General features: G+C 70.7%; 25 protein-coding genes. 17 read left to right on the top strand and 8 right to left on the bottom strand.

From position 1 onward, the window contains the following. Nucleotides 1–29 precede the first annotated feature (29 nt). Nucleotides 30–1,514, bottom strand: a complete 1,485-nt coding sequence (locus tag AXK61_RS01420) for an NCS2 family permease (RefSeq protein WP_068569445.1) — start codon at nt 1,512–1,514, stop codon at nt 30–32. A gap of 455 nt (nt 1,515–1,969) precedes the next feature. Between AXK61_RS01420 and AXK61_RS01415 the strand changes: the two genes are divergently transcribed. From AXK61_RS01415 to hisI, 8 genes are all read left to right on the top strand, one after another. Next, a complete protein-coding gene (locus AXK61_RS01415) occupies nt 1,970–2,734 on the top strand; it encodes an IclR family transcriptional regulator (RefSeq protein ID WP_068569446.1) in 765 nt (254 codons plus the stop codon). Nucleotides 2,735–2,827: 93 nt separating this feature from the next. Next, nucleotides 2,828–3,766 (top strand): NADP-dependent oxidoreductase, encoded by a 939-nt coding sequence (locus AXK61_RS01410; protein WP_175399914.1) that lies wholly within the window; start codon nt 2,828–2,830, stop codon nt 3,764–3,766. 73 nt (nt 3,767–3,839) lie between these two features. Further along, the gene (gene hisH / locus AXK61_RS01405) at nt 3,840–4,469 is read left to right on the top strand and encodes an imidazole glycerol phosphate synthase subunit HisH (protein ID WP_068743400.1); all 630 of its coding nucleotides are present in this window, start codon (nt 3,840–3,842) and stop codon (nt 4,467–4,469) included. After that, nucleotides 4,466–4,711 carry a hypothetical protein gene (locus tag AXK61_RS01400; RefSeq protein WP_068743398.1) on the top strand — a complete coding sequence of 82 codons (246 nt, stop codon included), beginning with the start codon at nt 4,466–4,468 and terminating at the stop codon, nt 4,709–4,711. Before hisH ends, AXK61_RS01400 begins: the two co-directional genes overlap by 4 nt. 9 nt (nt 4,712–4,720) lie before the next feature. After that, nucleotides 4,721–5,455: a bifunctional 1-(5-phosphoribosyl)-5-((5-phosphoribosylamino)methylideneamino)imidazole-4-carboxamide isomerase/phosphoribosylanthranilate isomerase PriA gene (gene priA, locus AXK61_RS01395; protein ID WP_068743396.1), complete on the top strand. Its 735-nt coding sequence runs from the start codon at nt 4,721–4,723 to the stop codon at nt 5,453–5,455. Continuing rightward, nucleotides 5,455–6,318 carry an inositol monophosphatase family protein gene (locus AXK61_RS01390; protein WP_068743394.1) on the top strand — a complete coding sequence of 288 codons (864 nt, stop codon included), beginning with the start codon at nt 5,455–5,457 and terminating at the stop codon, nt 6,316–6,318. Before priA ends, AXK61_RS01390 begins: the two co-directional genes overlap by 1 nt. A 25-nt stretch (nt 6,319–6,343) precedes the next feature. Further along, the gene (gene hisF, locus AXK61_RS01385) at nt 6,344–7,120 is read left to right on the top strand and encodes an imidazole glycerol phosphate synthase subunit HisF (RefSeq protein ID WP_068569450.1); all 777 of its coding nucleotides are present in this window, start codon (nt 6,344–6,346) and stop codon (nt 7,118–7,120) included. Further along, nucleotides 7,117–7,464: a phosphoribosyl-AMP cyclohydrolase gene (hisI, locus tag AXK61_RS01380; protein WP_068569451.1), complete on the top strand. Its 348-nt coding sequence runs from the start codon at nt 7,117–7,119 to the stop codon at nt 7,462–7,464. The genes hisF and hisI overlap by 4 nt, the downstream gene beginning before the upstream one ends. 3 nt (nt 7,465–7,467) lie before the next feature. On the opposite strand, the gene AXK61_RS01375 is transcribed toward hisI, so the two are convergent. Continuing rightward, a complete protein-coding gene (locus tag AXK61_RS01375) occupies nt 7,468–7,926 on the bottom strand; it encodes a peroxiredoxin (RefSeq protein WP_068569452.1) in 459 nt (152 codons plus the stop codon). Nucleotides 7,927–7,963: 37 nt separating this feature from the next. Here AXK61_RS01375 and AXK61_RS01370 point away from each other — a divergent pair, with 37 nt between their 5' ends. The 3 genes from AXK61_RS01370 to trpC are packed head-to-tail and all read left to right on the top strand — an operon-like array spanning nt 7,964 to nt 11,068. Beyond that, the gene (locus AXK61_RS01370) at nt 7,964–9,520 is read left to right on the top strand and encodes an anthranilate synthase component I (RefSeq protein WP_068569930.1); all 1,557 of its coding nucleotides are present in this window, start codon (nt 7,964–7,966) and stop codon (nt 9,518–9,520) included. Further along, a complete protein-coding gene (locus AXK61_RS01365) occupies nt 9,517–10,209 on the top strand; it encodes a TIGR02234 family membrane protein (protein WP_068569453.1) in 693 nt (230 codons plus the stop codon). The genes AXK61_RS01370 and AXK61_RS01365 overlap by 4 nt, the downstream gene beginning before the upstream one ends. A 40-nt stretch (nt 10,210–10,249) precedes the next feature. Further along, nucleotides 10,250–11,068: an indole-3-glycerol phosphate synthase TrpC gene (trpC, locus tag AXK61_RS01360; protein WP_068569454.1), complete on the top strand. Its 819-nt coding sequence runs from the start codon at nt 10,250–10,252 to the stop codon at nt 11,066–11,068. A gap of 28 nt (nt 11,069–11,096) precedes the next feature. On the opposite strand, the gene AXK61_RS01355 is transcribed toward trpC, so the two are convergent. Together AXK61_RS01355 and AXK61_RS01350 are read right to left on the bottom strand one after the other, a co-directional pair. Next, entirely contained in the window at nt 11,097–11,999 is a 903-nt protein-coding gene (locus AXK61_RS01355) for an N-acetylglucosamine kinase (RefSeq protein WP_068569455.1), read from the bottom strand. Next, nucleotides 11,996–13,435: a sugar porter family MFS transporter gene (locus AXK61_RS01350; RefSeq protein ID WP_068743392.1), complete on the bottom strand. Its 1,440-nt coding sequence runs from the start codon at nt 13,433–13,435 to the stop codon at nt 11,996–11,998. The genes AXK61_RS01355 and AXK61_RS01350 overlap by 4 nt, the downstream gene beginning before the upstream one ends. Nucleotides 13,436–13,586: 151 nt before the next feature. Here AXK61_RS01350 and AXK61_RS01345 point away from each other — a divergent pair, with 151 nt between their 5' ends. Next, complete coding sequence (locus AXK61_RS01345; protein ID WP_175399915.1) at nt 13,587–14,300, top strand: GntR family transcriptional regulator; 714 nt, start codon at nt 13,587–13,589, stop codon at nt 14,298–14,300. A 21-nt stretch (nt 14,301–14,321) separates the two neighbouring features. On the opposite strand, the gene AXK61_RS01340 is transcribed toward AXK61_RS01345, so the two are convergent. Genes AXK61_RS01340 through AXK61_RS01325 form a run of 4 tightly spaced genes read right to left on the bottom strand, consistent with a single transcriptional unit; the run spans nt 14,322 to nt 17,738 of the window. After that, nucleotides 14,322–15,329, bottom strand: coding sequence for a transporter substrate-binding domain-containing protein (locus AXK61_RS01340; RefSeq protein WP_068743388.1), 1,008 nt, complete (start codon nt 15,327–15,329; stop codon nt 14,322–14,324). Further along, on the bottom strand, nt 15,326–16,117 hold the full coding sequence (locus tag AXK61_RS01335) for an amino acid ABC transporter ATP-binding protein (protein WP_068569459.1): 792 nt from the start codon (nt 16,115–16,117) through the stop codon (nt 15,326–15,328). The genes AXK61_RS01340 and AXK61_RS01335 overlap by 4 nt, the downstream gene beginning before the upstream one ends. Next, entirely contained in the window at nt 16,114–17,028 is a 915-nt protein-coding gene (locus tag AXK61_RS01330) for an amino acid ABC transporter permease (RefSeq protein ID WP_068743386.1), read from the bottom strand. The genes AXK61_RS01335 and AXK61_RS01330 overlap by 4 nt, the downstream gene beginning before the upstream one ends. Further along, complete coding sequence (locus tag AXK61_RS01325) at nt 17,025–17,738, bottom strand: GNAT family N-acetyltransferase (RefSeq protein ID WP_068569461.1); 714 nt, start codon at nt 17,736–17,738, stop codon at nt 17,025–17,027. Before AXK61_RS01325 ends, AXK61_RS01330 begins: the two co-directional genes overlap by 4 nt. An 87-nt stretch (nt 17,739–17,825) precedes the next feature. On the opposite strand from AXK61_RS01325, the gene trpB reads away from it, so the two are divergent. From trpB to AXK61_RS01300, 5 genes are all read left to right on the top strand, one after another. Further along, nucleotides 17,826–19,145, top strand: coding sequence for a tryptophan synthase subunit beta (gene trpB / locus AXK61_RS01320; RefSeq protein WP_068569462.1), 1,320 nt, complete (start codon nt 17,826–17,828; stop codon nt 19,143–19,145). Beyond that, nucleotides 19,142–19,924: a tryptophan synthase subunit alpha gene (trpA, locus tag AXK61_RS01315; protein ID WP_068569463.1), complete on the top strand. Its 783-nt coding sequence runs from the start codon at nt 19,142–19,144 to the stop codon at nt 19,922–19,924. Before trpB ends, trpA begins: the two co-directional genes overlap by 4 nt. 181 nt (nt 19,925–20,105) lie before the next feature. Next, a complete protein-coding gene (locus tag AXK61_RS01310) occupies nt 20,106–21,104 on the top strand; it encodes a GGDEF domain-containing protein (RefSeq protein WP_068743384.1) in 999 nt (332 codons plus the stop codon). Nucleotides 21,105–21,130: 26 nt separating this feature from the next. Further along, nucleotides 21,131–22,222, top strand: a complete 1,092-nt coding sequence (locus AXK61_RS01305) for a GGDEF domain-containing protein (protein WP_068743382.1) — start codon at nt 21,131–21,133, stop codon at nt 22,220–22,222. A 63-nt stretch (nt 22,223–22,285) separates the two neighbouring features. Next, nucleotides 22,286–23,914 carry an ABC-F family ATP-binding cassette domain-containing protein gene (locus tag AXK61_RS01300; RefSeq protein WP_068569466.1) on the top strand — a complete coding sequence of 543 codons (1,629 nt, stop codon included), beginning with the start codon at nt 22,286–22,288 and terminating at the stop codon, nt 23,912–23,914. Nucleotides 23,915–23,924 lie beyond the last annotated feature (10 nt).

Genomic DNA, 23,924 nt, shown 5'->3' with positions numbered 1-23,924 from the left:
GCGTGGCGACGTCGGTGCATATGTGCACGTCAGCCGCCTATCAGGGCCGTGATGGGTCCGCGGACGAAGTACAGGATGAACCCGACCGAGACGGCCCACAGGAGCCAATGCGCCTTCTGGCCGCGGCCGCTGAGCACGCTGAGCAGGGCCCAGGTGATGAAGCCGACGCCGATGCCGTTCGCGATCGAGTAGGTCAGCGGCATGGTCACGATCGTCAGGAACGCCGGCAGGGCTACCGAGAAGTGTGTGAAGTCGATCTCGCGGATCTGGGCGACCATCATCGAGCCGACGACGACGAGTGCCGCCGCGCCGACTTCCATCGGGATCACCCCGATGACCGGCGCGAAGAACATCGAGGCCAGGAACAACGCGCCGGTCACGCAGGCCGCGAGGCCGGTGCGTGCGCCCTCCGCGATGCCCGCGGCGGAATCGACGAAGACGGTGTTCGACGAGCCGGACGACGCGCCGCCGGCGACCGCGCCGAGGCCCTCGACGACGAAGGCGGATCGGATGCGGGGGAAGGTCCCGTCGGGCTGCCCGAGCCCCGCCTGCCGTGCGAGGCCGGTCATCGAGCCCATGGCGTCGAAGAAGTTGGTGAACACCAGGGTGAAGACCAGCATGGTCGCCGAGAGGGCGCCGATCCGCTCGAAGGCTCCGACCAGGTCGAACTGGCCGATCAGACCGAAATCGGGGAGGGCGACGACATGGCTCGGGAGCTCCGGTGCGCTCAGATTCCAGCCCTTGGGGTCGGGGTGATGAGGGTCGCCGACGGTGCCGAGCTTCGCGAAGTGCTGCACCACGATCGCGACCAACGTCGCGACGATCATGCCGATGAGGATCGCTCCGGGGATCCGCCGAGCGACCAGGACCGCGATGAGCAGCAGCGCGAAGATGAAGACCGCGGTCGGCAGAGCGTCGATCGATCCGTCGTGGCCGAGCTGCACCGGCGGGCCGGCGGGCGTCCGGGTCACGAAACCCGAGTTCACGAAGCCGATGAAGGCGATGAACAGGCCGATTCCGACGGTGATCGCCGTCTTCAGCTCCGCCGGAACCGCGCGGAAGATCGCGGTCCGGATACCGGTGGCGCCGAGGACCACGATGATCACGCCGTTGATGATCACGAGCCCCATCGCCTCCGGCCAGGTCACGTCTTTGACCACCGCCACCGCGAGGAAGGAGTTCATGCCGAGGCCCGCTGCCAGGGCGAAGGGCAGGCGAGCGACCAGGCCGAACAGGATGGTGATGACGCCCGCAGTCAGGCCGGTCACGGCGGTGACCTGGACGAATCCCAGTGTGCCCTGGGCGGCGTCGGCCGAGCTGCTGAGGATCAAGGGGTTGAGCACGACGATGTAGGCCATCGCGACGAAGGTGACCAGGCCGCCGCGGATCTCCCGCGGAACGGTCGACCCGCGACGGGTGATCTCGAAGAATCTGTCCAGAACGCCGGTGCCGGGCGAGCCGGTGGTCGGCGGTTCGACGCGTTCGTCGGCCGCGTCCTTCTGTGAGCTGGTCATGATGGTCCTCTCGGTCCGAAACGGGGGAGTGGCACCCGTCGGCGCAGATGCTCCGGCGGAGCGGCGAAGATGCTGGAAGTCGATCGAAGACGATCGTCGGGCGGCGCAGAATGCGGTTCCGCCTTCCGGAATTGTGATTCCGGTCACGTCGAGTGAAACACGCCGTCGCGGGGCTGTCAAGAACATGTTCAGGGAAGAGTTGGTGTGACATGTGCGGTGCGACAACGGGTGCCGCCATCGCTGCGGAGTCGAGCCCGCGTCGCGGCAGTGAATGCGGACGGAGCGGTTCCGGGATGCGGACCAACGGTTCCGCAGGGGAGATGTGGTCGAGGTGATGGTCAGGTGCGCGATCGGAAACCGATACCGCGATACGGAACATTGAACGGAATGAATGTGGGTAGTCTCGATACGGAACAGTAGGTTTTGCACGGTGCATCGCACGGTAGGGGGAGCGCATGGCGGGGAAGTCCACGACCGGAGTGCAGTCCGTCGAGCGCGCCTTCGAGTTGCTCGAGCTCATGGGGCGAGCGGGCGGCGAGTGCTCATTGAGTGAACTCTCGGCCGGCACGCCTCTCCCGCCGCCGACCATCCACCGGCTGCTGCGCACCCTCGTCGGGATCGGGTACGTCCGGCAGCTGCCCAACCGACGGTACGCACTGGGGCCGCGCCTGATCCGGCTCGGCGAGGTCGCGAACCGTCAGCTCGGCGCGGTCGCCGTGCCGGTCCTGCAGTCGCTCGTCGACGAGCTGGAGGAGACCGCGAGTCTCGCGGTCCTCGACGGTGACATGGTCATCTACACGGGGCAGGTGCCCTCACCCCACAGCATGCGCACCAACAACGAGGCGGGTCGCCGCGTGAACCTGCACAACAGCGGGGTCGGCAAGGCGGTGCTCGCCGAGCTCGACGACGCGCGGATCGTCAAGCTCGTCGGTCAGGCGGGCATCCCCGCCCCGACGCCGCACAGCGTCAGCACCCTGTCGGGTGTGTTCGCGGAGGTCGAGACCGTCCGAGCGCGCGGCTACTCGATCGACGACGAGGAGCAGGAGGTCGGCGTCCGCTGCTTCGCCATGGCCGTGCCCGGCGCGCCCACCCCGATGGCCGTCGGCATCTCGGGCCCGGTGTCGCGCCTGGGTGAGGGCTTCGAGGAGCGCGCCATCCCCGCGCTGCAGCGCGCCACCGCCATCATCTCCGATGCGCTGATCGGCGCCCGCGAGTTCTGATCCGGACGCCCCGCGGATGGTCCCTGCACCAGACCTTCCGATCACAGTGAGTCGTGACGGAATGGCGCCCGCCTGTCACCCGTTGAGCACAGCATGACGACAGCAGTGGTGGCCACGGCGTTCGGAGGACCCGAGGTCCTCGAGGTGATCGATGAGCAGCTCCCCGCGCCCGGGGTGGGGCAGGTGGTCGTCGAGGTGCGTGCCGTCGGGGTGAACCCGATCGACTACAAGCGGTACAGCGGGGCGTTCGGCGACGATCCGTCGACACTGCCCCAGCGGCTCGGACTGGAGGCGTCGGGTGTGGTGACAGCCGTGGGTCCCGACGCAGTGGGGCCTCAGGGGCCGATCACCGTGGGCGATGAGGTGGTGGTCTACGCCCCGGGCGTCTACGCCTCGGCCGTCGTCGTTCCCGCTGCCGCGGTGCTTCCCAAGCCCGCAGGCCTGGTCTGGGAGCACGCGGCGGGCATACTGGCCACCGGCCTCACGGCGTGGGACGCGCTGGAGCGAATCCGGCTGCAGGAGGGCGAGACCGTCGTGATCCACGGCGCGGCCGGTGGCGTCGGCCTTCTCGCGGTGCAGCTCGCGAAGGCGCGCGGCGCCACCGTGATCGGCACTGCACGCGAGGTCAACCACGACTACCTCCGGAGCCTCGGCGCGACCCCGGTCGTGTACGGACACGGACTGGTCGAGCGCGTCCGCGAGGCTGCCCCGGGAGGGGTCGATGCGGCGATCGACACCGTCGGGACCGATGAGGCCGCGGACGTCTCGCTCGAGCTCGTTCCGGAGAAGCAGCGCGTCGTGACGATTGCGGGGTTCGAGCGCGCCGCTCGGGACGGCTTCGTGGCGATCGGTGGGCCCGATCCTGAGAGCGCACGAATCCGCGAGTCGGCGCGGATTCCGCTGTTGGAGCTCGCGGACGCCGGCACCGTGGTGACCGTGATCGCGAAGACCTTCCCGCTGGCCGAGGCCGCGCGGGCGCACACCGAGCTCGCGGCGTCGCACGCCAGCGGGAAGTTCATCCTCATACCGTGACCGGGTGACCGGGTGACCGGGTGACCGGATACTCCGGTGCGGGCCGCGGCGCGCGCCGATTAGGCTGGAAGACATGAAGAAGGTGGCGATCCTCGACTACGGCTCCGGCAACATCCGGTCCGCGCATCGCGCGATGGAGCGGGCCGGGGCGGAGGTCACCGTCACCGCCGATCCGAAGATCGCCCTCACCGCGGACGGGCTCCTGGTTCCCGGAGTGGGTGCGTACGAGGCGTGCATGGCGGGCCTGAAGTCGGTGCAGGGCGACCGGATCATCGGCGAGCGTCTCGCGGGGGGCCGGCCGGTCATGGGGATCTGCGTGGGCATGCAGATCCTGTTCGACAAGGGCATCGAGTTCGGTGTCGAGACCGACGGCTGCGGGGAGTGGCCCGGCACCGTCGAACGGCTGCAGGCGGAGGTCGTGCCGCACATGGGGTGGAACACCGTCGAGGCCCCGCAGGGCTCGCGCCTGTTCGCGGGCACCGATGCCGACACCCGGTTCTACTTCGTGCACTCGTACGCCGTGCAGCAGTGGGAACTCGACATCGCCGACCACATCCGCGCGCCCAAGGTCACCTGGGCGGACCACGGCGGCCGGTTCGTGGCGGCCGTCGAGAACGGGCCCCTGTGGGCCACCCAGTTCCACCCGGAGAAGAGTGGCGACGCCGGCGCGATCCTCCTGAAGAACTGGGTGGACACCCTGTGACCGGTAGGCGCGGCCTGTCCCTGGGGCGGCTCGCGCTGTTCTCGCTCGGTGCGGCGGTGGCGGTGCTCGCGCTGTCCGTCGTTCTGCTGAACGTGCTGCGCCCGAGTCCTCCGATCGCGCTGCTCATCGTCGCCGCCGGGCTGGTCGGGGCGGTCGCCGCGATGGGCGTCGTCTCCCATCGCATGGTCGGGCGGGCGACGGCCGGGCAGGACGACGACGATCGGGATGACCCGACACACTAGGCTGGAGACGTGAGTCTGGTACTTCTTCCCGCAGTCGATGTCGCCGACGGTCAGGCCGTCCGCCTGGTTCAGGGGGAGGCCGGCAGCGAGACGGCCTACGGATCGCCCCGCGATGCGGCCCTCGCCTGGCAGAACGACGGGGCCGAATGGGTGCACCTCGTCGACCTCGACGCGGCCTTCGGGAAGGGCTCGAACCGCGAGCTTCTGGCCGGCGTGATCGGCGAGCTGGACGTCAAGGTGGAGCTGTCCGGCGGCATCCGCGACGACGACTCCCTCGCCGCGGCCCTCGCCACCGGATGCGCCCGCGTCAACCTCGGCACCGCGGCGATCGAGAACCCGCAGTGGTGCGCCAGTGCGATCGCCCGGTACGGCGACAGGATCGCCGTCGGCCTCGACGTCAAGCAGATCGACGGTCAGTGGCGCCTGCGCGGACGCGGCTGGGTCACCGACGGCGGCGACCTCTGGGAGGTGCTCGCGCGCCTCGACGAGGACGGCTGCAGCCGCTACGTCGTCACCGATGTCTCGAAGGACGGCACGCTCACCGGTCCCAACCTCGATCTGTTGTCGGCCGTCGCGAGCGCCACCGATGCGCCCGTCGTCGCGTCCGGCGGCATCTCCGCGCTCGAGGACCTCACCGCGATCGCGACGCTCGTCGACGCGGGTGTCGACTCCGCAATCATCGGCAAGGCCCTGTACGCGGGCCGCTTCACCCTGCCCGAGGCCCTGGCGGCGGTGTCGCGCTAGTGGCCGGATTCCCCGCAGGCTTCTTCGGCGACCCGGATCGGCTCCTGGCGCTGGCGGGCGAGGCGCTCGACGCGGCCGCGCCCCGATTCGTCGAGGGTGTGGGAGCTCCCGCCTCGGTCGCCAAGGGCCCGGCCGATTTCGCCACCGACCTCGACCTCGAACTCGAACGCCGGATCGCGGGCGCCGTCGCCGAGTCCACCGGGGTGCCTGTGCACGGCGAGGAGTACGGCGGCCCGGCGGTCGACGAGGGCACCGTCTGGGTGCTCGACCCGATCGACGGAACGTTCAACTACTCCGCCGGCTACCCGGCCACCGGGACGCTGCTCGGCCTGCTGCACGACGGGAGACCGGTCGCCGGGCTCGCCTGGTTCCCCCTGGTCGGGGACTCCTTCTCCGGTCATGTGCAGGGCCCGGTCCGCAACCGAGGCAAGGACGTGCCGCCACTGGGCGATGGTGGGCTCGACGACGCGATGATCGCGGTCGGCAGCTTCAGTCGAGGCAGCAACGGGCACTTCCCGGGCGACTACCGCTACGCCATCCTCGGCGAGGTGTCACGCCGGGTTGCGCGGGTCCGGCAGTTCGGGTCGACGGGCGTCGACCTCGCCTACACCGCGGCGGGCGTGCTCGGGGGTGCCGTCGTGTTCGGGCACCATCCCTGGGACAACGCCGCCGGTGCCGCCCTGGTGCTCGCGGGCGGCGGTCGCGTGACCGACCTCGCGGGCGAGGAGTGGCACGTCGGTGCAGATTCGGTGCTCGCCGGGTCGCCCGTCGTCCACGACGAGCTGCTGGCCGTCGTCCGCTCGGTCGGCGCACCGTCGGACTACCGCGGCGACCCGGGGCACTCCGGAACCCTCAGCTACTGAACCACTTTCGAAGGAGGCGGAACCGATGACGGTGGCCGTGCGCGTGATCCCGTGCCTGGACGTCGACGACGGGCGCGTCGTCAAGGGCGTCAACTTCCAGAACCTGCGCGACGCGGGCGATCCCGTTGAGCTCGCGGCCGCGTACGACGCGCAGGGCGCCGACGAGCTGACCTTCCTCGACGTCACCGCGTCGAGCTCGGGCCGCGGGACGATGCTGGAGGTCGTGCGTCGTACCGCGGAGCAGGTGTTCATCCCGCTCACCGTCGGCGGCGGCGTGCGCTCCGTCGAGGACGTCGACACCCTGCTCCGCGCCGGCGCCGACAAAGTGTCCGTCAACACCGCCGCGATCAATCGGCCCGAACTGCTCAAAGAGCTGTCGAACCGGTTCGGCAGCCAGTGCATCGTGCTCTCCGTCGACGCGCGCACCGTGCCGGAGGGGGAGGAGCCGACACCGTCGGGCTGGGAGGTGACCACGCACGGCGGGCGCAAGGGCACCGGTCTCGACGCCATCGAATGGGCCCGCCGCGGTGAGGAACTCGGCGTCGGGGAGATCCTCCTCAACTCCATGGACGCCGACGGCACCAAGGCGGGATTCGACCTGCGGATGATCGGCGCGGCCCGCGCAGCGGTGCACATCCCCGTCATCGCCTCCGGCGGCGCCGGCGCGGTCGACCACTTCGCCCCCGCCGTCGAGGCCGGCGCCGACGCGGTGCTCGCTGCCAGCGTCTTCCACTTCGGGGACATGACGATCGGGCAGGTCAAGGCCGAGATGGCCACGCACGGTCTGGTGGTCCGACGGTGACCGCGCTCGACGGGGAGATCGCCGCACGGCTCAAGCGCAACGCCGACGGGCTCGTCGCCGCCATCGCCCAGGAGGAGGGCACGGGCGACGTGCTCATGATGGCGTGGATGAACGACGAGGCGCTCGCGCTCACCCTCGCCACCCGCAAGGGCACCTACTACTCGCGATCCCGGAAGCAGCTGTGGGTCAAGGGCGAGACCTCGGGCCATGTGCAGGAGGTCCGCGACGTCCGGCTCGACTGCGACGGGGACACCGTCCTCCTCACCGTCCGGCAGACGGGGCCGGCCTGCCACACCGGCACGCACACCTGTTTCGACGGCGATCTTTTGCTCGGTCGGGAGTGAGAGCTACGCGCTGAGCGTGCGGAGGAAGGCGAGCGTCTCCTCGACGTGCGCCACCGCCCGCAGCTCGCCGATCACGATGTGCAGCACGGTCCCGTCGGTGTCGATGAGGAAGGTCCGCCGCTTGACGGGGGCCACAGCGTACCGCCCCCGCAGGACGTCGTACTCGGCCGCGACGGCACCGTCGGCGTCGGTGAGCAACGGGAAGCCGGGCTCCATGACGTCGGCGAAGGCCTGCGTCCGGGCCGCCGGGTCCATGCTGATGCCGATCCGCGCCGTGCCGCGCCGGTCGAACTCCTCGCCCGCCGCGCGGAACCGATCGACCTCGGCGACGCAGACGGGCGAACCCGCCGTGAGGTAGAAGAAGACCGCGGCGCGGCCGTCGCCGCGGAGCTCGGACAGGGTGCGGACGGTGCCGGTGCGGTCGGGGAGTGCGAACTCGGGGGCCTGCTGGCCTATGCGCATGGCCACGAACCTACCGGCGCTGGGATACTGGCAGGCGATGAGTACCGCACAGCAGCCGAACCTGCAGCCCGACGGCGCGACCACCAGCGCGGACGAGTTCCGCGCGCTCGCGGACCGGCACCGCGTGGTGCCCGTGATCCGTACGGTCCTCGCCGACGCGGAGACCCCGTTGTCGGCGTATCGCAAGCTCGCCGGGGGCCGTCCCGGCACCTTCCTGCTGGAGTCCGCCGCGGCGGGGCAGTCCTGGAGCCGATGGTCGTTCGTCGGGGCGCCGGCGCCGTCCGCGCTGACCGTCGTCGACGGTGCCGCCACCTGGATCGGGAAGGCGCCGGCCGGCGCACCGTCGGGCGGCGATCCGATCGAGGCCCTGGGCGAGGTGCTGCGGCTCCTGAGTTCCGAGCGGATCGAGGGATTGCCACCGCTGAACGGCGGCATGGTCGGCTACCTCGCCTACGACGCCGTGCGGCGCCTGGAGCGGCTGCCCGACACCACGGTCGACGACCTGCACCTGCCCGAGATGGTGTGGCTGCTGGCCACCGATCTCGCGGCGATCGACCATCACGAGGGCACGATCACGCTCATCGCCAACGCGGTGAACTGGGACGGCTCCGCGGACCGGGTCGACGAGGCGTACGCGGACGCCGTCCACCGGCTCGACGCCATGGAGGCGGCGCTCGCGGCGCCCCTGGCCTCGTCGGTCGCGTCGTTCACCCGGCCCGAGCCGGACGTGACGGCCCAGCGGACCGTCGAGGAGTACAGCGCGATCGTCGAGAAGCTCGTCGGCGACATCGAGGCCGGCGAGGCGTTCCAGGTGGTGCCCTCGCAGCGCTTCTCCGTGCCCTCGGAGGCCGACCCGATCGACGTCTACCGCGTGCTGCGCGCCTCGAATCCGAGCCCGTACATGTACCTGGTGCAGGTCCCGGCGCCGGACGGCTCGCTCGCGTTCTCCATCGTCGGGTCGAGTCCGGAGGCGCTGGTCACGGTGTCCGACGGTGTCGCCACCACGCACCCGATCGCGGGGACCCGCTGGCGCGGTGCGACCGCGGAGGAGGACCTGCTGCTGGAGAAGGACCTGCAGGCCGACGAGAAGGAGAACAGCGAGCACCTGATGCTCGTGGATCTCGGCCGCAACGACCTCGGCCGTGTCTGCACGCCGGGCACCGTCCGGGTCACCGACTACCGCCGGATCGAGCGGTACAGCCATGTCATGCACCTGGTCTCGACGGTGTCCGGTGACCTCGCGGACGGCAGGCAGGCCCTCGACGCGGTCGCGGCGTGCTTCCCGGCGGGCACCCTCACCGGTGCGCCGAAGGTCCGGGCCATGGAGCTCATCGACGAGGCCGAGATCACCCGCCGCGGTCTGTACGGTGGCATCGTCGGGTACCTCGACTTCGCCGGCGACGCGGACACGGCGATCGCCATTCGCACCGCGGTCCTCAAGGACGGGACGGCGTACGTGCAGGCGGGTGGCGGCGTCGTCGCCGACTCGGTGGGTGAGTACGAGTACAACGAGTCGCGCAACAAGGCGCTCGCCGCGCTCAAGGCGGTGGCGGCGGCGAACACCATGCGCGCGGTCTCGGAGGAGGCACGATGAACGCGAAACGGAACCTGGCACTGGTCGCGCTCCTGCTGGCCGGCGCAGCGGGCGCCGCGTGGGGCGCGGGCCGGATGTCGTGGATGGGCGTCACCCTGACGGACGGGCTGACGGACGCACGAACGATGGAGGTCGCAGGGCACACCTGGGCGCCCGCGCTGTCCGCGCTGTGGCTGGTCTTCCTCGCGGCCATCGCGGCCGGGCTGGCGCTCAAGACGTGGGCTCGGGCGCTGGTGGCGCTGATCGTCGCGGCGGCCGCGATCGGCACGGCGTATCCCGCGCTGACGGTGCTGACCCAGGAGCCCGACATCGGCTACCTGGAGAAGATCCTGCGCGGCGACGCGGTGATGGGCAACAAGGACTATATCTCCGCGGTCGCCAAGACCGCGGGGGGCCCGTCCGTGGCGCTGGTCGCGGGTCTCCTCGCCGTCGTCGCCGCGGCGCTGTTGGTGCGCGGCCTCCGCGCCGGCGGGATGGGGTCGAAGTACGTCTCGCCCGCGGCGCGTCGCGCCCAGCTGGAGCAGCGGGTGTTCGACGATGCCGCGGTGGAGGAGGCGTCGGAGCGGGACCTCTGGGACGCCCTCGACGGTGGCGAGGACCCGACGACCACCGGCGCCGCCGAGGCGGGTCGAGTGGAGAGCTCGTCACGCGAGGGGGCCGCGCCCGACCGCCCGCGGACGGAGGGCTAATCTTGGACCACGCTGCACGCTCCACGAAAGGCCCGCTGCCGTGACATCACCCACTGTTCTCGACTCGATCATCGAGGGTGTGCGCGCGGACGTGGCGGCCCGTGAAGCCCTCCTCGACCTCGCCGCCGTGAAGGCCGCCGCGAAGGCCGCGGAACCCGCGCTCGACGCCACCGCCGCGCTGCGCGCGCCCGGTATCGCGGTCATCGCGGAGGTCAAGCGGGCCAGCCCGTCGAAGGGCGAGCTCGCGGGCATCGCGAATCCCGCCGCGTTGGCGTCGGAGTACGAGGCCGGGGGAGCGCGTGCGATCAGCGTGCTCACCGAGGAGCGCCGGTTCAAGGGCTCGCTGGCCGATCTGGACGCGGTGCGCGACCGGGTCCGGATCCCTGTGCTGCGCAAGGATTTCATCGTGTGCCCGTATCAGATCCACGAGGCTCGTGCCCACGGTGCGGATCTGGTGCTGCTCATCGTCGCGGCGCTGGAACAGCCCGTGCTCGTGTCGCTGCTCGACCGCGTGGAGTCGCTCGGCATGACGGCCCTCGTCGAGGTGCACACGGAGGACGAGGCCGACCGCGCGCTCGAGGCGGGTGCCACCGTGATCGGCGTCAACGCCCGCAACCTCAAGTCCCTCGACGTCGACCCCGAGACCTTCGGCCGCATCGCGCCCGGCCTGCCCTCGTCGGTGATCAAGATCGCCGAGTCGGGCGTGCGCGACAGCCACGACCTCCTCACCTACGCGGGCCAGGGCGCCGACGGCGTGCTGGTCGGCGAGGGACTGGTGACGGCGGGCGACCCGCGGACCGCGGTCGCCGACCTCGCCACCGCGGGCTCGCACCCCAGCTGCCCGCGCCCCGCGCGATGATGCGCTGACGCGGGGCAGCCGCACGGACTCAGGTCTTCGCGGAGTTGCGACGCTCGAGCTCGCGCAGGGCGATCTGGATGGCGCCGCGGACGGGGTCGACGGTGAGCACCCGCAGGTCGGAGACGCCCCGCATCCCCAGGTGGTGCCGAACACGGCGCTGCAGTGCGGGCTGGTGCACGGCGAGGCCGCCCGCCAGGACGACGGGGCCCGCCGAGCCGATGCGATCCGCGACGGACAGCGCGATGTCGGTCAGGGCGATCGCCGCCTGGTCCACGATGTCCGTGCTCACCGGGTCGCCCGACTGCGCCAGCTCGAAGACGACCCGGGCGCGTCCGGCCCAGTAGCGTCGCTCGGGCTGCGCGTAGAAGTGGTCGAGCAGCTCGTCGGTGTCCTGCAGGCCGCAATCGGCCGCGAGCTGCTGGCCGAGGTGATCCGCGGGCTCCTCCCGATCGATCCGGATGAGAGTGCGGCGCACCGCCTCCTTGGCCACCCAGTAGCCGCTGCCCTCGTCCCCGAGCAGGTAACCCCAGCCGCCGGCGCGGGCGTGCTTGTCGCCCGCCCGGCCCCACGCTACGGCGCCCGTACCGGAGATCACCGCGATGCCGTCGCGGACGCCCGCTGCGGCGAGGATGAGCTGGCTGTCGTGCACAACGCGGACGCGGGCGCCGGGGATCCGGTCCGCGAGCAGCCGGGTCAGCGTGGCCGCCCCCGCCGGTGTCTCGACGCCGGCGGCGCCGGCGCACACGGCGCCCACGCCCTCGACGCCGAGCCGGGCGAGCGCGATGTCGAGCTGGCGACCGGCCTCGGCCTGGCCCACCGACGCGATGTTCGCGCTCCCCGCGAGGGCCTCGGCCACGACCACGCCGTTCTCCGCGCGGACCGCCTGCGTCTTCGAGCCTCCGATGTCGAGGCCGATCACCGCGGTGTTCACTTGACCGCGACCTCCGCCTGACCGGCACCGGGCTCGCCGGTCGTGGTCGGCCACTTGCCGCCGTTCTCCCAGTAGTGCTGGATGTCCTCGAGCTTGCGGCCCTTCGTCTCCGGGGCGAACTTGAGCACGAACAGGAAGGCGAGGACCGACATGACGCCGAACAACGCGAAGGTGCCGGTGCCGCCGAGCAGCTTGCTGTGCAGCATCGTCAGGGTGAGCTGGGCGACGATCGCGTTCGCGACCAGGTCGGAGGTGAGCATGGCCGACGAGCCGTAGGCGCGCAGGCGAGCGGGGAAGGCCTCGCCGGCGTACACCCAGACGAGCGAGCCGAAGCCGAACGAGAAGCCGATGGTCACGAGTACGAGGCCGGCGAAGCCCACCACGCTGGCGGACTTATGGGTCTCGAAATCTCCGTCCGCCATCTGATACGCGGTGATCATCACGACGAACGCCAGGATCATCGTGCCGATGCCGCCGAGCAGGATGGGGCGACGACCGAAGCGGTCGATGGTGAAGATCGAGATGATCACGGCGAGCAGGCCGAAGAGCTGCACGAAGGCGGGCAGCATGTACGTGCCGAAGTTGTCCTTGAATCCCATCGACTTGAAGATGTCGGGGCTGTAGTTGACGATCGCGTTGATGCCGGTGATCTGGATGAAGAAGCCGAGCACGACGACGAAGAACGTGGCCCGGAGATAGGGCTGGCGGAACAGCTGGCTGAGCTTGCCGCCGGACTCGTCCGACAGTTGCGCGCGCATCTCGGCGATCTCGGCGTCGATCTCCGCGGCGGAGGCGGTGGGTTCGACAGCGGCGAGAGTGGTGCGTGCCTCCGCCTCGCGGCCGCGGGTCATGTACCAGCGAGCGGTGTCGGGCAGGCGGAGCAGGACCAGGCCGACCAGAATCGCGGGAACCGCGGCGATACCGAGCATCCACTGCCACGCGTGCTGCTGGTCGGCGAGGAGGAAGCCGAAGACGTAGCCCAGGATGATGCCGAAGATCGTGGCGAACTGATAGGTCACGAGCATCGCACCGCGCCGTTTCGCCGGTGCGGATTCCGCCACGAAGACCGGCACGACCACCACTGAGATGCCGACGGTCAGTCCGAGGAGGAACCGGGCGGCGTACAGCGTCACGAGCCACGGCGACAGCGCCCCGAGCAGGGCGAACACGGTGTAGCCGGCGGCGACGGAGACCATCGCCTTCTTGCGGCCCACCTTGTTGGCGAACCAGCCGCCGACGATGGCGCCGAGGATCTCGCCCACGATGACCACGGTGACCAGTGCCTGCGTGGCAGTGTCACCGAGATGGAAGTCCGTGGCGATGAAGTCCTTCGCCGCGGCGATGTTCGACGTGTCGTATCCGTAGATGACGCCGAGGCTCGCTGCTGCGACGCCGACGAGGACTGCGCTGGACTTGGCAGCCTGCCTACCGCTCATGCTCTCTCCTTGAGGTCCGCCCAAGTGGTCTACACCACTTGGGGTTGATCAAGAGTGGCATAGACCACTTGTACCGTCAAGGGGTAGTGTGGAACACATGACGATCCCTCGCACGAGGCACACCGAGCCGCCCCGTTATTTTCGCGCGAAGATGGAACTGCAACGACGGATCGGCGATTTGGGGCACGGCGACACGCTGCCGGCCGAGCGCAGGCTCGCCGAGGAGCTCGGCGTCTCGCGCACGACGCTCCGAAAGGCCCTCGCCGAGCTGTCCGCGGAAGGCGTGTTGCGCCGCGAACACGGCAGCGGGACGTACGTCGCGCCGCCGAAGGTGGTGCGGGTGCGTCAACTGACCTCGTTGAGCGAGGATGTCGGCGTCGACGGCAAGACGGTCGATTCGCGGGTGCTGGCGTGCGACCACGTCCCGGCGGACGCGGAGACGCAGGCCGCGCTCGAGCTGTCGCGCGGGGCGCGCGTGTACCGGGTGACGCGGCTGCGCATCGTCGACGACGAGCCGCTCGCCATCGAGATCGCCCACCTGCGCGGACCGCTGCGCGGGCTCGCGGGGCGGTTGGCGGAGGACGGTGCCTCGCTGTACGAGGCGCTGCGCGTGCACTACTCGCGGGAGATCGCAGCGGTGGAGGACACGGTGGAGACGGCGCTGGCGTCTCCGGACGAGGCGGAGCTGCTGGCGGTGCCGACGGGGCATCCGATGCTCATGGTCCACCGCCTGGGGCGCGGGGTGGACGGTGTGGCCCTCGAGTGGACGCGCAGCGTCTACCGGGGGGACCGGTTCAAATTCGTGGCCCGTGCGACGAGTCCGACCGCGACGACGGGCGTCGCGGCCGAACCCGCTGCGAGCTGACGGTGGTGTGGGGTCGGGGCCTCACTTGTCGGTGATCGGCAGCCCCGGCGGGTTGATCTCCGAAGCGGGCACGGCCTCGGCCTCAAGGCCCCAGCGCTGCAGCACCTTCGCGTAGTCGCCGCTGCGGATCGTCGATTCCAGCGCCGCCTGCACCGCACGGATGATCCCGCTGTCCTTGCGAGTGGTCGCGCCGATCAGGCCCTGCAGCGTGGAACCCGCGCCCGATACCCGGCCGACGATCTTCGTGGCGTTCGGCGTGCCCCTGGTCTGCGCCACATGGAACGCCGATATCGGGTTCGGGCCGAAGTAGGCGTCGATCTGGCCGGATGCGAGCGCGGCGTAGACGCCGGTGTTGTCCTGGTAGTTCTTGATGGTGATCCCCGGCTTCCCGGCGGCGCGCAGGTCGGTGTCGTAGCGCTGCAGGATCCGCTCCTGGTTGGTACCCGATCCGACAGCCACCGTCTTCCCGGAGAAGGAGTTCCCGTCGGTGAACGTGAAGGTCGACGAATCCTGGACCTCGACGGCGAGATCGTCCTTGCGATAGGTGGCGAAGTCGTACTTCTGCTTGCGCGCCTCCGTGACGGTGACGTTCGAGACGCCCAGGTCGAACTGACCGCTGTCGATGCCCAGGAAGAGACCCTCCCACGAGGTGTTGGACTCCTCGAGCTTCAGGCCCAACGCGCCCGCGATGAGGTGGGCGATGTCCGACTCGTCGCCGATGAACACGCGCTCGTCGTCGGTCGCGGGGAAGTAGAACGGCGCATTGCCCGCACCTGATCCGTGAGCCACGCGGAGGGTCCCGCGGTCGCGGATCGCCTGGGGGAGTAGCGAGGCCGCGGCTTCGTTCTTCGCCGGGACGATGCGGTTCTGCTTGCTGGTGAGGTTGAGCTGTTGGCCCGCGGCACCGGTCACGCTCGCGGTCGTCGACTCCGTGGTCGCTCCGCCGCAGCCCGCGAGCACCGAGCCTGCGAGGGCGATCGCCGCGACGAGCGCGGGGAGTCTGTGTCGGGTCGTCGTTCGGGTGGTCATGCGGTCTCCTTGGCGGTCCAGTGGGCGAGAAAGGTGCGGGTGCGGTCGGTGGCGGGACGATCGAGTACGGCCGATGGCGAACCGACCGCGACCACGCGGCCACGGTCGAGGAAGACGATCCGGTCGGAGATGCGGCGGGCGAAAGCCAGCTCATGGGTGACCACGACCAGGGTCCGGCCCTCGGCGGCGAGCTCCGCGATCACGGCGTTCACCTCGCCGACGAGCTCGGGGTCGAGGGCGGAGGTCGGCTCGTCGAACAGGATGAGGTCCGGGTCGAGCGCGAGGGCGCGAGCGATCGCGACGCGCTGCTGCTGGCCGCCGGAGAGCTGCCCGGGGTAGTGGCCGGCGTGCCCGCCGAGGCCGACGCGGTCCAGCAGCTCGCGCGCACGGCCGTCCGCCTCGGAGCGGTTCCGCCCCAGTGTCAGACGTTGGGGGCGCGCGACGTTCTCGGCCGCCGTGAGGTGGGGGAACAGGTTGAACTGCTGGAAGACGAAGCCGATCCGCGCGCGCTGGCGCCGCAGTTCGCGTTCGCGCAGGGCGACGAGGTGATCGCCGCGTCGACGGACGCCGACGAGCTCGCCGTCGACGCGGACGACGCCCGAGTTCGGTTCCTCCAGATGGTTGAGCAGCCGGAGTAGCGTCGACTTCCCGGAGCCCGACGGTCCGATGATCGAGACCACTTCGCCGGGTGCGACGGTCAGATCGACGCCGCGCAGCACGTCGTCGTGCCCGAAGCGCTTGGTGAGTCCCACGGCCTCGAGGCGCGGACGCGGATCGATGGCGGTCATGCGGCGTTCTCCTTCGTCGAACTCGTCGAGGCCCCGTGGCCCCGCGCGAGACGCTTCTCGAGGTAGTGCTGGCCGATCGACAGCACCGTGGTCAGCAGCGCGTACCAGGCGACGGCCACGAGCAGCAGCGGGATGATCCGGCCGTTGCGGCCGTAGATCACCTGGACCTGGTAGAACAGGTCCGGTAGCGCCAGGATGAAGACGGCCGTCGTGCCCTTGAGCAGGCCGATCACCTCGTTGGCGGCGGGCGGGACGATCGTCCGCAACGCCTGGGGGAGCGTGATCCGCAGCAGGTGCGCGGCCGGCGGGATGCCGAGGGCGCGGGCGGCGTCGTGCTGGCCGTCCGCGACGCCGAGGATCCCGGCGCGCACGATCTCGGAGCCGTACGCGGCCTGATGCAGGACGATGCCGATGACGGCCGCGGTGTACGGCGAGAGCAGGTCCTTGGTCGGCGCGTCGACGAACGTGGGGCCGAACGGGATTCCCAGTCCGATCGTCGGATAGAGCGCGCCGAGGTAGCCCCAGAACAGGATCTGCACGATGAGCGGGATCGAGCGGAACAGCCAGATGAACGCGAAGCCGAACGCCGTGAGGACGCGGTTGCCGGACAGGCGGGCCAGCGCCAGCACGCCGCCGAACAGGAAGCCGAACACCGCGCCGATCGCGGTGAGCTGCACCGTGAACCAGAGGGCCTCCAGGATCGTCGGGCTGAACAGGTAGGCGCCGAACGTGGGCCAGTCGAAGCGCGGGTTGGTCACGGCGGAGACGGCCAGTTGCGCGAACAGCACGACGGCGACCGCGACTGCGAGCCAGCGGCCCCACTGCGCGCGGTGACGTACGGGCAGCGCGGCGAGTTCGGCGAGCTCGGGGTCGGTGGTGATCGCGTGCGGCCGGGTGAGGGCGAGGGTCATGACGCTCCGGAGGGTTCGGTGGCGGGCGGATGGACGAGGAGCAGAGGGATCGCGGCGCGTAGTTCGAAGCCGAGCCCTTCGTAGAGCGCGCGGGCGCTGGTGTTCTCGGCGGAGGTGTGCAGGAACGGGGTGTCGCCCCGCTGCCGGATGTGGTGACCGACCGCGCGGACGAGACGGGTCGCGAGGCCCCGGCCGCGGTGCGCGGGGTCCGTGCAGACCGCGCTGATCTCGGTCCACCCGGGCGGGTGGAGGCGCTCCCCGGCCGCGGCGATCAACCTGCCGCGTTCGTCGCGCAGTCCCAGGTAGAGCCCCAGTTCGACGGTGCGCCGTTCGAACGGACCGGGACGCGTGCGGGCGACGAGATCGAGGATCTCGTCGGCGTTCCGCGGACCGAGCACCTCGGCGTCGTCGTCCGGAGCGGTGGCGAGGGCGGCACCGTCGTACTGGACCAACGGGACCTCGCCGACCACCCGCCACCCCGCGGGGAGCGGCTCCCGCACGCCGCGCAGGGACAGCGGGATGCCGGGCACGGCGAGCCGGGCCAGGGCGTCGAACTCCTCGGGGTTCGGCCGGACCGGATGCCCGACGAACCGCGCGACGTCCGGCCGGTAGCGGACCACGGCACCGTCACCGAGGCGGAAGCGGGCGTGCGCGCCGCGGAGGGAGGCCCGGACGGGATCGTCGAGGACGTGGCCGAGAGTGGTGGTCATGCCCGGAAACATTCGTCGGGCAGAGGGATTCGCGGAATGTTTGGCGTCGCCGTGATTCCACTTTGACGGGATGGGGATAATCGTCGTGTGAGCCTCCCAGAAGCGAGTACCGGACTGTCCCAGCGATCGGCCTATGAGCCGGACGGGACCGGTCATTGGGGCGCCTGGGGAGGTCGGCACGTGCCCGAGGCGCTGATGGCCGTGATCGAGGAGGTCACCGCCGAGTTCGAGAAGATCCGCAGCGACGACGGCTTCCTCGACGAGCTGGACCGCCTCCAGCGCCAGTACACCGGCCGTCCGTCACCGCTGTACCCGTGCGTGCGCCTGAACGAGCACGCGGGCGGCGCACAGCTGTACCTCAAGCGCGAGGATCTCAATCACACCGGCAGCCACAAGATCAACAACGTGCTCGGACAGGTGCTGCTGGCCAAGCGCATGGGCAAGCCGCGGGTGATCGCGGAGACCGGTGCGGGCCAGCACGGCGTCGCGACCGCGACCGCCTGCGCGCTGCTCGGGATCGAGTGCGTCGTCTACATGGGCAAGGTCGACACGGACCGCCAGGCGCTCAACGTCGCGCGGATGCGGCTGCTCGGCGCCGAGGTGATCGCCGTCGCGTCCGGTTCCGCATCGCTCAAGGACGCGATCAACGAAGCGCTGCGCGACTGGGTGAGCAACGCCGACACGACGTACTACTGCTTCGGCACCGCGGCGGGCCCGCACCCGTTCCCGCTCATGGTTCGCGACCTGCAGCGCATCGTCGGCATGGAGGCGCGCGCGCAGGTGCTCGACGCGGCGGGGCGCCTGCCGGATGCCGTGGTCGCCTGCGTGGGCGGCGGGTCGAACGCGATCGGCATCTTCCACCCGTTCATCGGCGACGCGGGGGTGCGGCTCGTCGGCTGCGAGGCCGCCGGCGACGGGGTCGAGACCGGCCGCCACGCCGCGACCTTCACCGGCGGCAGCCCCGGCGCCTTCCAGGGCGCGTATTCGTACCTGCTGCAGGACGAGGACGGCCAGACCATCGAGTCGCACTCGATCTCGGCCGGGCTGGACTACCCGGGCGTCGGCCCGGAGCACGCGCAACTCAAGGAGGACGGCCGCGCGGAGTACGTCCCGATCACCGACACTCAGGCGATGGACGCGTTCGCGCTGCTGTGCCGCACCGAGGGGATCATCCCCGCGATCGAGTCGGCGCACGCCGTCGCGGGCGCGCTCGAACTGGGGCGCGAGCTCGGCCCGGGCGCGGTGATCGTGGTCAACCTCTCCGGCCGTGGCGATAAGGACGTCGATACCGCCGGGAAGTGGTTCGGACTGCTCGACGAGCAGGGAGATGTCGTCGGCCAGAAGGTGATCGGCGCGGAACTGAACACGGAGCTGCGCAACGCGGAGTTCGAGGGGGAGAACAAGTGAGTGCACTGGCACCGGTCTTCGAGCAGTGCCGCGCGGAGAACCGCGCAGCACTGGTGACCTACCTGCCCTGCGGGTACCCGTCCAAGCAGGGCGGCATCGACACCGTGGTCGCGATGGCGGAGTCCGGCGCCGACATCGTCGAGCTGGGCGTCGCCTACAGCGATCCCGTGATGGACGGCCCCGTCATCCAGCGCGCCGCCGACGACGCCTTGCGCGGCGGCATCCGGGTGCGCGACATCTTCGCCTACGCGGAGGCGGTCGCCGGCGCGGGCGCCGCGCCGGTCGTGATGGCGTACTGGAACCCCGTGCTCAAGTACGGCGTCGAGGCCTTCGCCCGCGACCTCGCCGCGGCGGGTGGTAGGGGCCTGATCACGCCGAACCTCATCCCCGAGGAGGCCGAGGAGTGGATCGCGGCGGCCGATCGGTACGGGCTCGACAAGATCTTCCTGGTCGCGCCGTCGTCGACCCCCGAGCGGCTCGCGATGACGGCCGACGCGTCGTCGGGGTTCCTGTACGTCGCCTCGACGATGGGCGTCACCGGTGCGCGGGACGCCGTCGACAATGTCGCGCCCGAGCTCGTGGCTCGGGTGCGTGCGGTGTCGGACATCCCGGTAGGCGTGGGCCTCGGCGTGCGTTCGCGCGAGCAGGCCGCCGAGATCGCCTCGTACGCGGACGCGGTCATCGTCGGCTCCGCTCTGGTGAGCGCTGCGGGCGAGTCGTTGGACGCGGTGCGGACCCTCACCGCGGAACTGGCCGAAGGGGTGCGAGCTGGCCGCTGATTCCACCGAGCCGGACAAGGCCGCGTCGCAACGACGCCGCGGCCGTGGGCCCCGTCGTGCCGCCCATCGGGTCTGGCGAGCGCTGACCTACAAGCGCGGGTGGAAGGAAGCCGGGCGCAAGGAGTTCGCGTTCGCGACGCAGGCCATCGTCTGGCAGCGCAGCCAGAACGCGTTCCGTCTGGTGATCGCCGGGCTGGCGATCTCGATGCTGCCGATGGGCCTCGTGATGCAGTTCAATCCCGTCGGGCCGCACGGCGTCCTGGCGCGGACTCTGCACCTGGGGTCGAACGTCGCGGCCGTGGCGCTGGGCGTCTGGTGGCTGTTGCGCCCGTGGCCGACGGCGCGCGGGGCCATCTGGTTCCTCGTCCTCTCGGATCTGGCCTTCGGCGTCGCGCTGACCGTGCTCAGCGCCCCGGAGGCCCGTATCTGCGGGACGATCCACCTCGCCATGCTCGGCATGTACGCCGCATTCCTCCTGGGCTGGCGCATCCTGGTGCTGCACTGCGGGTACACGCTGCTGCTCATCGCCGGATACACGCAGTACGCGATCTGGTTCGAGGGCCGCACGCTGATGGACCTGTACATCTTCACGACTCCTGCGATCGCTACGGTCGTCGGCCTGCCCGTCGTCATCCAGGTGATCGTGGAGATGGGGCGTCGCAGTATGACCCGGGTCGTGGCCGAGTGGCACATCGACGAGCTGACCGGTGGCTTCAACCGACGCGGGATGAAGCTGGCCGTCATGCGTTCCGTCACGCGGGCCGCGGCGCTGGGCGTGTACGTCGTCGGCATGATCGACCTCGACGGCTTCAAGAAGTACAACGACACTCACGGCCACTTCGCCGGCGATGAACTGCTGCGGGAGGTCGCTCGGACCTTGCAGAGTCTCGGCGACGACGTGCTGGTGGCGCGCAACGGCGGCGACGAGTTCGGCGTCTTCGCGATCCGGCGCACGCACGCCGACGCGCGGCGCCTGGTCGAGGACCTGCGGGCACTGATCGCCGTCCGCGGAGACCCCTCGACGGGGCTCGTGGCCAGTGCCGGAGCGATCATCGCCGCCGCGGGGGTCAACGATCCCCTCGACGACCTCGCCACCACCGCCGATGCGGCGCTGTACGAGGCCAAGCGGTCGACGGAGACCTCCGTGGTCGTCCACGACCTGACCCCGGCAGCGCGGTGAACGCAGGGGCGGTACTCAGGTCGACGGTGCACCGCCTCGCCGACCGTGAGGCGTGGCGGCGGGCGGGCACCGCGGAGTACGCCTCGGCGTCGTCGTGGCTCAAGGTCCAGGGCGGAGGTCTCGCGCTCCGGGTCGCCGTCGGCGGGCTCGCGCTGATGATGGTTCCGCTGTGCATCGGCGTCCTCTTCTCAGACGCACGGCCGAGCACGCCGATCGCGATGGCCGTGTTCGTCGTGAGCTCCAGCGGCAGCGCAGTGCTCGGCGTGTGGTGGCTCCGACTTCGTCGTCCGTCTGCACGCGATGCGATCCGATTCGTCGCGGTCGCGGACGTGTGCCTGTTCGCGGGCTGCCTGGCGCAGTCGGGTGCCGCCCGCATCAGCGGCACCACGTACCTGGGCATGTTGGCGATGCTCACGGCGTTCCTTCTCGGCTGGCGGATCCTGCTGCTGCACTGCATGTTGTCCGTCGTCGCTGTCGTGGCCACCACCGTGACGACGATGGTGGTCGACGGGGCCACCCTCGGCGAGCTCTACGCCACGCTCGCTCCCGCTCTGGCCATCGTCTTCGCCTTGCCGATGATGGTCCAGTTCGTGGTGGAGTCCGGTCGGCGCGGCATCGGCGTGGTCGTCACCGAACGCAACCGTGATCCGCTGACCGGCGTCTACAACCGGTTCGGGCTGCAGGCCGCACTCCGGGTGCTCGCCCGGAGGGAGCACGGCGCCGCGTTCGTGGCGATGGTGGACCTCGACGGGTTCAAGCAGTACAACGACCGGCACGGTCACCTGGCCGGCGATCAACGGCTCGTGGAGGTCGGGCGCACGCTGCGTGGCGGCCTGCCCGGAGCGCTCGTCGCCAGGATGGGCGGCGACGAGTTCCTCGTCGTGGCGGTGCGTCCCTCCCGGGCGGAGACCACGGCCCTCGTCGACCGCTTGCGGGGTCTCCTCGCCGACGGTGCGCCGCCCGCGATCGTGGGTAGCGCGGGCGTGGTGGTGCGCGGGCCGCTCGCCGCGGACGAGCTCGCCCGGGTGGTCGCCGAGGCGGACCGGGCGCTCTACGCGGCGAAGGGCGATCGGTCGGTGCGGCTCGTCGTGCGTCAGCAGAGCGGCGAGGAGGAGTGAGCGCCGTCACCGCAGGGAATCGGAGGTGAGAATCGGACCCTCGGACCGGTAAGCTGGACCGTTGTGATTACCGCGACCGATCTCGAAGTGCGCGCCGGCGTCCGCACCCTGCTGACCGCACCCGGCGACCAGTTGCGCGTGCAGGCGGGCGACCGGATCGGCCTCGTCGGCCGCAACGGCGCCGGCAAGACCACCACGATGCGCATCCTCGCCGGGGAGGGCGAGCCCTACGCCGGCAAGATCATCTCGTCCGGCGACGTGGGCTACCTGCCGCAGGACCCCCGCGAGGGCGACCTCGACGTGCTGGCCAAGGACCGGGTGCTCTCGGCCCGCGGCCTCGATCAGATCGTCGCGCAGATGGCGAAGCAGCAGGTCCGGATGGCCGAACTCGTCGGCGACGAGCTCGACACCGCGGTGCGCAAGTACGGCAACCTCGAGGAGCGCTTCTCCTCGCTGGGCGGTTACGCCGCCGAGTCCGAGGCCGCGCGGATCTGCAACAGCCTGGCCCTGCCGGACCGGGTGCTCGAGCAGCCGCTGCGAACGCTCTCGGGCGGCCAGCGCCGCCGCGTGGAGCTGGCGCGCATCCTGTTCGCCGCGTCCGACGGGTCGGGTGGCAAATCGGACACCACGCTGCTCCTCGACGAGCCCACCAACCACCTCGACGCCGACTCCATCGGCTGGCTGCGCACCTTCCTGCAGAACCACGACGGCGGACTCATCGTGATCAGCCACGACGTGGACCTGCTCGCCGACGTCGTGAACCGCGTCTGGTTCCTCGACGCCGTGCGCGGCGAGGCGGATGTCTACAACATGGGCTGGAAGAAGTACATCGACGCCCGCGCCACCGACGAGCAGCGCCGTCGTCGCGAGCGCGCCAACGCCGAGAAGAAGGCCGGCGCGCTCCGCGTGCAGGCCGCGAAGATGGGCGCCAAGGCGACCAAGGCCGTGGCTGCGCAGAACATGCTGCGCCGTGCCGAGCGGATGATGAGCGAGCTCGACGACGTGCGCGTCGAGGACAAGACGGCGCGGATCAAGTTTCCCGCGCCGGCGCCCTGCAGCAAGACCCCGCTCATGGTCAAGAACCTCACCAAGACCTACGGGTCGCTGGAGATCTTCACCGGCGTCGACTTCGCCATCGACAAGGGCTCGCGCGTGGTGGTCCTCGGGCTCAACGGCGCGGGCAAGACAACGCTGCTCAAGCTGCTCGCGGGCGTCGAGACGCCCGATACGGGCGGCCTCGAGCCCGGCCGCGGCCTGAAGATCGGCTACTTCGCGCAGGAGCACGACACCCTCGACGACGCGGCGTCCGTGTGGGACAACATCCGGCACGCCTCGCCGGACGCGGGGGAGCAGGATCTGCGGAGCCTGTTGGGCGCGTTCATGTTCACGGGTCCGCAGTTGGAGCAGCCCGCGGGCACGCTCTCCGGCGGTGAGAAGACCCGCCTCGCGCTGGCGGGCCTCGTCTCCTCCGCCGCGAACGTCCTGCTGCTCGACGAGCCGACGAACAACCTGGACCCGGTGAGCCGCGAGCAGGTGCTCGAGGCGCTGCGCTCGTACGAGGGTGCCGTCGTCCTGGTGACGCACGACCCGGGCGCCGCGGAGGCGCTCAATCCCGAGCGTGTCATCCTGCTGCCCGACGGCACCGAGGACCACTGGAACGCCGAATACCAGGAGCTCATCGAGCTGGCGTGATCCCGTTCGA

Source organism: Tsukamurella pseudospumae (assembly GCF_001575205.1).
Lineage (GTDB): Bacteria > Actinomycetota > Actinomycetes > Mycobacteriales > Mycobacteriaceae > Tsukamurella > Tsukamurella pseudospumae.
This window is presented reverse-complemented; position numbering and strand designations above follow the sequence as displayed.

Excerpts from the sequence above, each read along its gene's own strand:
- AXK61_RS01420 (WP_068569445.1), bottom strand. The coding sequence starts at position 1,514 with ATGACCAGCTCACAGAAGGACGCGGCCGACGAACGCGTCGAACCGCCG.
- AXK61_RS01415 (WP_068569446.1), top strand. The coding sequence starts at position 1,970 with ATGGCGGGGAAGTCCACGACCGGAGTGCAGTCCGTCGAGCGCGCCTTC.
- AXK61_RS01410 (WP_175399914.1), top strand. The coding sequence starts at position 2,828 with ATGACGACAGCAGTGGTGGCCACGGCGTTCGGAGGACCCGAGGTCCTC.
- hisH (WP_068743400.1), top strand. The coding sequence starts at position 3,840 with ATGAAGAAGGTGGCGATCCTCGACTACGGCTCCGGCAACATCCGGTCC.
- hisF (WP_068569450.1), top strand. The coding sequence starts at position 6,344 with ATGACGGTGGCCGTGCGCGTGATCCCGTGCCTGGACGTCGACGACGGG.
- AXK61_RS01375 (WP_068569452.1), bottom strand. The coding sequence starts at position 7,926 with ATGCGCATAGGCCAGCAGGCCCCCGAGTTCGCACTCCCCGACCGCACC.
- AXK61_RS01370 (WP_068569930.1), top strand. The coding sequence starts at position 7,964 with ATGAGTACCGCACAGCAGCCGAACCTGCAGCCCGACGGCGCGACCACC.
- AXK61_RS01365 (WP_068569453.1), top strand. The coding sequence starts at position 9,517 with ATGAACGCGAAACGGAACCTGGCACTGGTCGCGCTCCTGCTGGCCGGC.
- AXK61_RS01350 (WP_068743392.1), bottom strand. The coding sequence starts at position 13,435 with ATGAGCGGTAGGCAGGCTGCCAAGTCCAGCGCAGTCCTCGTCGGCGTC.
- AXK61_RS01345 (WP_175399915.1), top strand. The coding sequence starts at position 13,587 with ATGGAACTGCAACGACGGATCGGCGATTTGGGGCACGGCGACACGCTG.
- AXK61_RS01340 (WP_068743388.1), bottom strand. The coding sequence starts at position 15,329 with ATGACCACCCGAACGACGACCCGACACAGACTCCCCGCGCTCGTCGCG.
- AXK61_RS01335 (WP_068569459.1), bottom strand. The coding sequence starts at position 16,117 with ATGACCGCCATCGATCCGCGTCCGCGCCTCGAGGCCGTGGGACTCACC.
- AXK61_RS01330 (WP_068743386.1), bottom strand. The coding sequence starts at position 17,028 with ATGACCCTCGCCCTCACCCGGCCGCACGCGATCACCACCGACCCCGAG.
- AXK61_RS01325 (WP_068569461.1), bottom strand. The coding sequence starts at position 17,738 with ATGACCACCACTCTCGGCCACGTCCTCGACGATCCCGTCCGGGCCTCC.